Origin of the sequence: Streptomyces fuscigenes (genome assembly GCF_021556455.1) — a bacterium.
In the GTDB taxonomy this organism is placed as follows: domain Bacteria; phylum Actinomycetota; class Actinomycetes; order Streptomycetales; family Streptomycetaceae; genus Streptomyces; species Streptomyces fuscigenes.
In genome coordinates this window covers 1-8,017 of the sequence record NZ_JAKGCV010000259.1, presented here as the reverse complement: position 1 = coordinate 8,017, position 8,017 = coordinate 1, and the positions used below count along the sequence as shown (strand labels likewise).

The window sequence follows — 8,017 nt, the reverse complement described above, 5'->3', positions numbered from 1 at the left end:
GCGGGCCCGGGCCGCTCCGCAGCCGGCCGGCCCAGCGGTCCCGGGGTTTCGGGACGCGCGGCCGGTGCGGCGGCCGCGCATCCCGTCGCCCGGGTTCCGGTACCGGCCTCGTCGCCCGGGCTCAGGCGTTGCCGACCGGCAGGCCCGGCGGGTTGACGAGGGAGGACGGCACCGCCTCGTCGGTCAGGTTCCACGCCTTGAGCCAGGCCGCGTACTGGCCGTGCCGGATCAGGTAGTCCACGGCGTCGGCGAGGGGTTTCGCGAGACCGCTGCCCTTCTTGGCCGTCGCGCAGATCAGTCCCTGGAGCGTGGCGCCCGCCCCGGAGTACGTCCCCGCACTACGGGTGGCGTTGGGCGTTCCCGCCGTGCGCGCGGTGTGGTACGCGACGCTGGGGTTGGGCGCGAGGTAGGCGTCGATGCGCCCGGCGCCCAGGGCGAGGTAGGTGCTGTTCGTGTCCTGGAAGTACTTGACGGTGAGCGTCCTGCCCGCTGCCTTCAGCTGGTCGCGCCAGTGCAGCAGCAGTTTCTCCTGATTGGTGCCCGCGCCCACGGCGACGGTCTTGCCCGCCAGGGAGCGGTACGTGCCGTCGAACCTCCAGGAGTCGGAGGCACGGACCTCGAAGCCGAGGTTGTCCTTGCGGTAGCAGGCGAACTCGTATTTCTCCTTGCGCTGTTCGGTGTCCGTGATGTTGGAGAAGCCGACGTCGGTCCGGCCGCTGTCGATGCCGACGAACAGGTTGTCCCAGGTCGCGTTGGCGATCTGGGGTCTCAGGCCGAAGACCGCCGCGACGAGGCGCCCGAGGTCCGGCTCGGATCCCGTGACGGTCTTCTGGTCGGTGCCGACGAAGCCGAGCGGAGGCGACCCCGCGGGCAGGAAGCCCAGCCCGATGCCGAGTGTGCCCCGCGCCAGCAGGGACTTCGGCAACTCGGCACGTATGGTGGCGACTTCGGGCACCTTCACGGTGGTCTGCCGGGCGGCGCCGTTGGACAGCGTCCCGACGGCGACCGTGCCCTTGGCGGCGCCCCGGTCAGTGGCGTCCTTCGCGGACGGGGAGGGGCCCCCGCAGGCGGCCAGGGCGAGGGCGAGCGCGGAGGCGGCCACTGCGGCCACTGCGCCCCGCGAGACGGGGCGGCGCGGCGGGCGGGCGGAACGGGTGGGCTCACGGAAGGGCGGCATGGGTTCCTCGGGAGGTGGGATGTGCGCGCGGGCGCGGACGGCACAGTGGTGGGCGCGGGCCCCGGCACCGGGGCGCGGCGGGGTGTGTGCGGGGCGGGGTGTGTGGGGGCGGTGGTCAGACGGCGCGGCTCAGGAACGCGCGGGTGCGGGGGCTGCGCGGGTGGACCAGCACCTCCCCGGGCGGGCCCTGCTCGACGATCCGGCCTCCGTCGAGGAAGACGACGTCGTCGGCGATCTCCCGCGCGAAGCCGATCTCGTGCGTCACCACGATCAGCGTCGTACCGGTGCCGGCCAGCGACTTGATGACGTCCAGTACCTCCCCGACGAGTTCCGGGTCGAGGGCGGAGGTGGGTTCGTCGAAGAGGATCACGCCCGGTTCGAGCGCCATGGCGCGGGCGATGGCGACGCGCTGCTGCTGGCCGCCGGAGAGCTGGCGCGGGTAGGCGTCGGCCTTGCCCGCGAGGCCGACCAGTCCCAGCAGGGACCTGGCCCACTCCTGGGCGTCGGCGCGTGTTCTGCGTCCCGTCGCGACGGGCGCGGCGGCCACGTTCTGGGCGGCCGTCAGGTGGGGGAAGAGGTTGAAGTCCTGGAAGACGAAACCGATGCGCCCGCGCTGGGCGCGGATCGCGCGCTCGCCGAGCTCCCGCAGCCGCGTGCCCTGCCGCCGCACGCCGATCAGCTCGCCGTTGACGAGGACGTGTCCCGAATCGAGCTTCTCCAAATGGTTGATCGCCCGCAGCAGGGTGGACTTGCCGCTGCCCGAGGGGCCGAGCACCGCGGTGACCCGCCCCGCGGGAACGGTCAGTTCGACGCCGTCGAGCACGTGGTGCGCCCCGTACCACTTGTGTGCGCCGCGGACCTCCACCGCGGCGGGCGGCCCCGCCCGGCGCGGGGTCGCGGTGGCGGCGTGTGGGGCGCTGCCGGGGCCGGGGGCACCGGTGCCGGCGAGGGGCGCGCTCATGCGGCGGCCCCCAGGGCGATCCGGGCCCGGAGGGCGCGTGCCGCGGCACGCAGCCTCGCCGGTGGTGTGGGCGGCGGCGTCCGCAGTGCCCCGCGGGCGAAGCGCCGTTCCACGTAGTACTGGACGACGGACACGGCACTGGTCAGGATCACGTACCAGACGGTCGCGACGAGCAGAAGGGGCACGACGTCGCCGGGGAACGTGCTCCCCATGTTCTGCACCTGGCCGAACAGGTCGAGCAGCGAGACGTAGAAGACCAACGAGGTGCTCTTGACCAGCCCGATGAGCTGGTTGACGTACGACGGAACGATGGCCCGCATGGCCTGGGGAAGGACGATGCGGGTGAACCGGTAGCGGGGTGGCAGCCCGAGCGCGTCGGCCGCCTCGTGCTGGCCGTGGTCGACCGAGAGCAGGCCCGCCCGGACCACCTCGGCCGCGTAGGCCGCCTCGTTGAGGCTCAGCCCCACCACGGCGATCACGAGGTCCGTGGCGAGGTGCGACTCGTCGAAGGAGAGGAAGCCGGGGCCGAACGGGACGCCGAGGCTCAGCGACTTGTACAACGCCGAGAAGTTGTAGAGGAACAGCAGTACGACGATCAGGGGCACCGAGCGGAACAGCCAGATGTAGAGCCAACTCGCCGCCCGCACAACGGGGTTGCGGGACAGGCGGCCGAGCGCCAGCGCGGTCCCGCCCAGCAGGCCCGCCACCGCGCTGTAGGCGGCGACCTTCAGTGTGATCAGCAGGCCGCCGAGTATGGAGGGCCGCAGGAACCAGTACTGGAAGCGGTCCCACTGGTAGAACGGGTTGGTCGCCAGTCCGTGCGCCACCTGGGCGGCCACCACCAGCAGGAGCAGGGTGGCGGCCCACCGCCAGGGCCGGCGCTGCGGCAGGACGCGCCGGGGCGCGGCGGATGCCGTGGCCGTCCCGCCCGCCGCGAACGGCATCCCGTGTGCGTCGGCAGGGGCGGGCGGGGACGCGGTGGGACCGGGCGGAAGGCTGTCGCGGGCCGGGGCCGGGGCCGGGGCCGGGGCCGGGGCCGGGGCCGGTTGGGGCGGGGCTGCGGGCGGTTCGTTCATCGGGGCTCCAGCGAAGTCGGATCGGGCTCGGGCGGCACGGGGGCGGGAAGCCCCCTTCGGCCTGCCAGCGCCGGGCCGGCCGCACGGGACACCGGCCGTCGGTGCGCGCGGCGTGTCCCGGGGCGCGGTGAAGCGGCGCACGGGCGGGCAGGAAGCGGTGGTCTCCTCACGTCCCGGGGCAGGGCGTGACACCGGCGGCGAGTGGTCCCCGCACGGGGGCGGCGGCGCCGGACCGGCGGGCCCGGACGCGACGCCGCCGGGAGCGGAGGCGGCCGGACCCGCGGCCCGGGGGGATCCCGTACTGCTGCGCGAAGGCGCACGTGCGGGAGTGCCGGCGCGCGGGGGAGTCCCGGACGCGCGGTGGGTCCGGAGGCGGTGGGACGGGGGTGGTGGCAGGCCCCCGGCGGATCAGGCGGGCAACCGGGGAGCCCGCTGGGCCCAGCGCCGCCCGGGAGGCGGCAGCGGTGTCACGCCCGGGGGGCGGGGAGGCAGCGCGTACAGAGGGCGCTGCTGACGCGCAGCAGGTCGACACTGCGGTCCAGGACCGCGGAGAACCGGCCGTGGCTGAGCCACGTGGCCTCTTCGGCTGTGTCCAATGCTGTCACCGCCGCCACCCCTCGTGCGCCCCTCGGGGCGTCGCGTGCCGCCGGCAGAGGTGCCGGCGGGGCCATCAGTTAGGCACGGGCGCGGCGCCGGTGTCAACGCCCCCGGCGGGCCGTCCCACTGCTCAGGACGGCAGTTGACGGGACATCGCCCCGGTGGTCGACTGGAGCCATGCAGAGGCGAGTTGCGCTGATCACCCGCGGACACATCGACTTCGGTCGCGTGTGGTCCGCCTCGTGTCGCGCCTGACGGCAGCCCCTTCTCGTCCCCGGCCCGCCCTGTCCGCCGCGGACGCCGCGCACCCCGTCGTCGCCCGTCCGGGCCTCTCGCGGAGGCCGACCCGCGGTCCGGCGTCCGCGACCGTCCCCTGCCGGCCGCGTGCGTCGCGGCCCGGGACGGTGCCGCGCGTCGGCGCACCCCGGGAGCGTCGTCCGCGCGCCCGGCGAGGGCGGGACAGGCGCCCCCGTTCGGGACGGCCCCGATCCCGCCCGCGCGCGGTTGGCCCGTCCGCACCCCACGGCCACCGGCGTGCGTTTCGCGCCGCCCGCAGGAAGGCTCCCCGCCATGACCACTGTGCCCCCCGCCGCAGAGCCCCCCGGCACCACCTGGCTGCGCACGGTCGTCTCCGACCCGCTGGTGGCGCCGATGCTGCGCCAGCTCGGCGACGAGTACTCCGCCCGGTACGGGAAGGACGCCCACGCCGAGATGGCCCGCTACCCGGGCGCCGAGTTCGAACCTCCGGACGGGGCACTGCTGCTGCTCATGGAGGCGGGCGCGGGTGTGGCGGGCGGCGCCTTCCGTCGCCACGACGCCACGACCGCCGAACTCAAGCGCATCTGGACCCACCCGGCCCACCGCAGGAGGGGTCTCGCCCGGCGCGTCGTCGCCGAGCTGGAGCGTGAGGCCGCCGCCCGCGGCTACCGCAGGGTGTTCCTGACCACCGGGCCGCGCCAGCCGGAGGCCCGCGCGCTGTATCTGGCCGCCGGCTACCGGCCGTTGTTCGACCTGGCCGCGGACCCGGAGTCGATCGGTCCGCTGCCGTTCACCAAGGACCTCGCGGGCACCGGCTGAAGCGCCCGCGGGGCCGCCCGCCCCGCGATGACCGAGGTCCGGGCCGGGCGGTCCGCCCCTGCGCCGGGCGGTCCGCCCCTGCACGATCGGCGCGCCCGCCGGGCCGGCGGCTCAGTACGAGTAGAAGCCGTAGTTCGTCTTGCGGCCCAGCCGGCCCGCGTCGACCATGCGCTGGAGCAGCGGGGGAGCCGCGTACAGGGGCTCCTTGAACTCGGCGTACATCGAGTCCGCCACCGAGGCGACGGTGTCCAGGCCGATGAGGTCCGTGAGCTTCAGGGGACCCATCGGGTGGGCGCAGCCCAGCTCCATGCCGTTGTCGATGTCCTCGCGGCTCGCGATGCCCGACTCGAACATGCGGATCGCGGCCAGCAGGTAGGGGATCAGCAGCGCGTTCACGACGAAGCCGGAGCGGTCCTGGGCGCGGATGGTGTGCTTGCCGAGCATGCCGCCGACGACCTCCTCCGCGCGCTTGAGCGTCTCGTCGGACGTCGTGAGCGCGGGAATCAGCTCGACCAGCCGCTGCACGGGCGCCGGGTTGAAGAAGTGGATGCCGATGACCTGGTCGGGGCGCGAGGTGGCGACCGCGAGGCGCACCAGCGGGATGGAGGACGTGTTCGAGGCGAGGATCGCGTCCGGGCGGGTCACCACCTGGTCGAGGACGCGGAAGATCTCGGTCTTGACCTGCTCGTTCTCCACGACGGCCTCGATCACGAGGTCGCGGTCCGCGAACTCGCCCAGGTTCGTCGTGTAGGTGAGGCGATCGAGCGCGTCGTCGCGCTGGACCTCGGTGATCTTCCCGCGCTCCGCGGCCTTCGTCAGCGACGCCACGATGCGCGTACGGCCGATCTCCAGGGCCTCGCCGGTGGTCTCGGCGACCATCACCTCCAGGCCGCTGCGGGCCGCCACCTCGGCGATGCCCGCGCCCATCTGGCCGCATCCCACCACTCCGACGCGGGAGATATCGGTCCTGGTGTCCGTCACGTCGACCCCTCACTGATCGCTGTTCTCCGCCGGCCCCCGTGCGATTCCGGGGGAGTCCGCGCCAAGACGTTACTCTGCGCTCCGGCGTGCGGTGGCTCAGGGAGGGGCGCGTGTACCGGCGTGTGCGCCGGAAGCGCCCGCACGCGCCCGCGGGTCAGACGCGTGCGCGCTGCGTGACCGTGATGCAGACCAGCACGGCGACGGCGGCCGCCACCGCGACCGCGCTCAGGCGCTCGCCCAGCAGCAGGACGGACCAGACGAGCGTCAGCAGGGGCTGCCCGAGCTGCAGCTGGCTGGCCCGGGCGACCCCGATCGCGCCCATGCCCCGGTACCAGGCGTAGAGCCCGCTAAACGTCGAGCCGGCGGCCACCCACAGCAGGCCGGCCACGCCGTGGACGCCGAGGCGCACCGGTTCGTACGCGAGTGCCACGGCCCCTCCGGCGACCGCGAGCGGCAGGCAGGCGACCAGGGCCCAGCCCACCACCTGCCAGCCCGGCATCTCACGCGCGAGGCGCCCGCCCTCGGCGTAGCCCGCCGCGCACACCAGCAGGGCGCCGAAGAGACACAGGTCGCCGGCCGAGAGCGTGCCGCCGCCCTGCTGGACGGCGAAGGCCACCACCACGGCGGCCCCGGCCAGCGCCCCGCACCAGAACGTCCGGGACGGAGCGCGGTGCCCCCGCGCCGCCCCGTACACGGCGGTGCTGAGCGGCAGCAGCCCGACCACCACGGCCGCGTGGGAGGTGCTGGACGTGCCGAGCGCCAGCGTCGTGAGGATCGGGAAGCCGACGACCGTGCCGCCCGCGACGGCCGCGAGCGGGCCCCAGTGCGCGCGGGCCGGCACCGGCACCCGCCGCGCGAGCAGGAAGGCGCCCGCGATCAGCGCGGCGATCACCGTGCGCAGGGCCACCAGTGCCCAGGGCCCGAAGCTTTCGAGGCCCCAGACGGTGGAGGGGAAGGTGAGCGAGAAGGCCGCCACCCCGGCGCACGCGAGGAGGGTGCCTCCGCGGACCGGTATCGGCCGAGCGACGGTAGCGCTACTTTGTGCTGTCATGCACGAGCGTAGCAGTGAGGTGCCTTGCGGGCGGAGGGGCCGGGGGCGGCCGGCGCGAGCCCGCACGGGCCGCACGCGTCCGGCGGGTCCGGCGGGTCCGTCAGGGCCACGATGCGCCGAGCCGCCAGCACCCGCTGCCGGATCAGGGGCGCCGGCAGCTCGACGCCCTCCAGCGTGTGCGAGTGCACCGGGCCCCGGCGCAGCGCGAGATCGCGCAGTCCCCGGTAGGGGCCCGGATACGACATCCGCCACTCGCGCCGCCTCGCCGGCATGAACAGCACGCCGTCCGCCCGCGTGTGCCCGGTGACCTGCCGCACGGTGGCCGCGACGGCCGCCACGTCGTCCTTGCGGCCCTCAGGCGTGCGCATCCGCACCGAGACGGGCAGCAGCGAAAGGACCGCGAGCGCGACCCCGGCCCGCACCCCGAGGAGCGCCAGCCGCCGGGCCCGGGCACCGCCCCGCGCCGGGCGGTGGGCCAGCAGGAGTGCGAGCGCCTGGCCCAGCACCAGCGCGAGGCCGACGTAGGAGTAGAGGACGTAGCGGTCCAGGTACACGGGCCGGTACGCGGCGGCGGCCAGCAGCACCGCCGTGGGGGCGATCAGCAGCGGCAGCCCGATCCCGGCCGGCGACACCGGTCCCCGCCCGCGCGCCGCTTCCGGGCCCGCCGCCCGCCGGACGAGGTACGCGCAGCCGGCGCCCAGCAGCGTCAGGGCGCCGATCCCCGCCCACTGGAGCACGCTCGGCCCGGCGATCCACGCCACCTGCCCCGACTGGCGGGAGCTGAACGCGGCGAGCGGCGCCACCGCGAGGACCGCGGCGCCCGCGGCGGCGCACCACCTGCGCCGGACCGCGCACGGAACTCCCGTGCTCAGCACGGTGATCCCGTGGGCCACGAGCGCCGGCAGGGCGAACTCGTGCAGCCAGCCCGCCGCCGCGGCCGCCGCCGCGTAGCCGGTCCACACCCGCCGGCCGCCGCCGTCCAGCCCCCGCACGAGGAGGTACGTCGCCAGCGCCACCAGCGCGCCGACCGACGCGTAGGACCGGCCCTCCTGCGCGTACATCTGCACCAGTGGCGCGAGCGCGAAGGCGGCCCCGCT

General features: G+C 75.3%; 8 protein-coding genes. 1 reads left to right on the top strand and 7 read right to left on the bottom strand.

What is annotated here, in order from left to right; translation table 11 throughout:
- Positions 1–121: 121 nt before the first annotated feature.
- The 4 genes from L1885_RS19275 to L1885_RS19260 all read right to left on the bottom strand — a co-directional run bounded on the left by L1885_RS19275 (position 122) and on the right by L1885_RS19260 (position 3,819).
- Positions 122–1,177: a transporter substrate-binding domain-containing protein gene (locus L1885_RS19275; protein ID WP_235798401.1), complete on the bottom strand. Its 1,056-nt coding sequence runs from the start codon at positions 1,175–1,177 to the stop codon at positions 122–124.
- A gap of 115 nt (positions 1,178–1,292) precedes the next feature.
- The gene (locus L1885_RS19270; protein ID WP_235798400.1) at positions 1,293–2,138 is read right to left on the bottom strand and encodes an amino acid ABC transporter ATP-binding protein; all 846 of its coding nucleotides are present in this window, start codon (positions 2,136–2,138) and stop codon (positions 1,293–1,295) included.
- Entirely contained in the window at positions 2,135–3,082 is a 948-nt protein-coding gene (locus tag L1885_RS19265; protein ID WP_235798399.1) for an amino acid ABC transporter permease, read from the bottom strand. Before L1885_RS19265 ends, L1885_RS19270 begins: the two co-directional genes overlap by 4 nt.
- Before the next feature lie 599 nt (positions 3,083–3,681).
- Positions 3,682–3,819, bottom strand: a complete 138-nt coding sequence (locus L1885_RS19260; protein ID WP_235798398.1) for a hypothetical protein — start codon at positions 3,817–3,819, stop codon at positions 3,682–3,684.
- A gap of 562 nt (positions 3,820–4,381) precedes the next feature.
- Between L1885_RS19260 and L1885_RS19255 the strand changes: the two genes are divergently transcribed.
- The gene (locus tag L1885_RS19255; RefSeq protein WP_235798397.1) at positions 4,382–4,888 is read left to right on the top strand and encodes a GNAT family N-acetyltransferase; all 507 of its coding nucleotides are present in this window, start codon (positions 4,382–4,384) and stop codon (positions 4,886–4,888) included.
- Between the two features lie 111 nt (positions 4,889–4,999).
- Here L1885_RS19255 and L1885_RS19250 read toward each other — a convergent pair whose 3' ends face one another.
- The 3 genes from L1885_RS19250 to L1885_RS19240 form a co-directional block, all read right to left on the bottom strand.
- Positions 5,000–5,869: a 3-hydroxybutyryl-CoA dehydrogenase gene (locus tag L1885_RS19250; protein ID WP_308117351.1), complete on the bottom strand. Its 870-nt coding sequence runs from the start codon at positions 5,867–5,869 to the stop codon at positions 5,000–5,002.
- Between the two features lie 154 nt (positions 5,870–6,023).
- On the bottom strand, positions 6,024–6,920 hold the full coding sequence (locus L1885_RS19245) for a DMT family transporter (RefSeq protein ID WP_235798396.1): 897 nt from the start codon (positions 6,918–6,920) through the stop codon (positions 6,024–6,026).
- The coding region (locus L1885_RS19240; protein ID WP_235798395.1) for a glycosyltransferase family protein at positions 6,917–8,017 on the bottom strand (1,101 nt) is incomplete at its 5' end. The genes L1885_RS19245 and L1885_RS19240, both read right to left, overlap by 4 nt.

Coding starts and splice junctions, on each gene's coding strand:
- L1885_RS19245 (WP_235798396.1), bottom strand. CDS start 6,920: ATGACAGCACAAAGTAGCGCTACCGTCGCTCGGCCGATACCGGTCCGC.
- L1885_RS19275 (WP_235798401.1), bottom strand. CDS start 1,177: ATGCCGCCCTTCCGTGAGCCCACCCGTTCCGCCCGCCCGCCGCGCCGC.
- L1885_RS19265 (WP_235798399.1), bottom strand. CDS start 3,082: ATGCCGTTCGCGGCGGGCGGGACGGCCACGGCATCCGCCGCGCCCCGG.
- L1885_RS19255 (WP_235798397.1), top strand. CDS start 4,382: ATGACCACTGTGCCCCCCGCCGCAGAGCCCCCCGGCACCACCTGGCTG.
- L1885_RS19270 (WP_235798400.1), bottom strand. CDS start 2,138: ATGAGCGCGCCCCTCGCCGGCACCGGTGCCCCCGGCCCCGGCAGCGCC.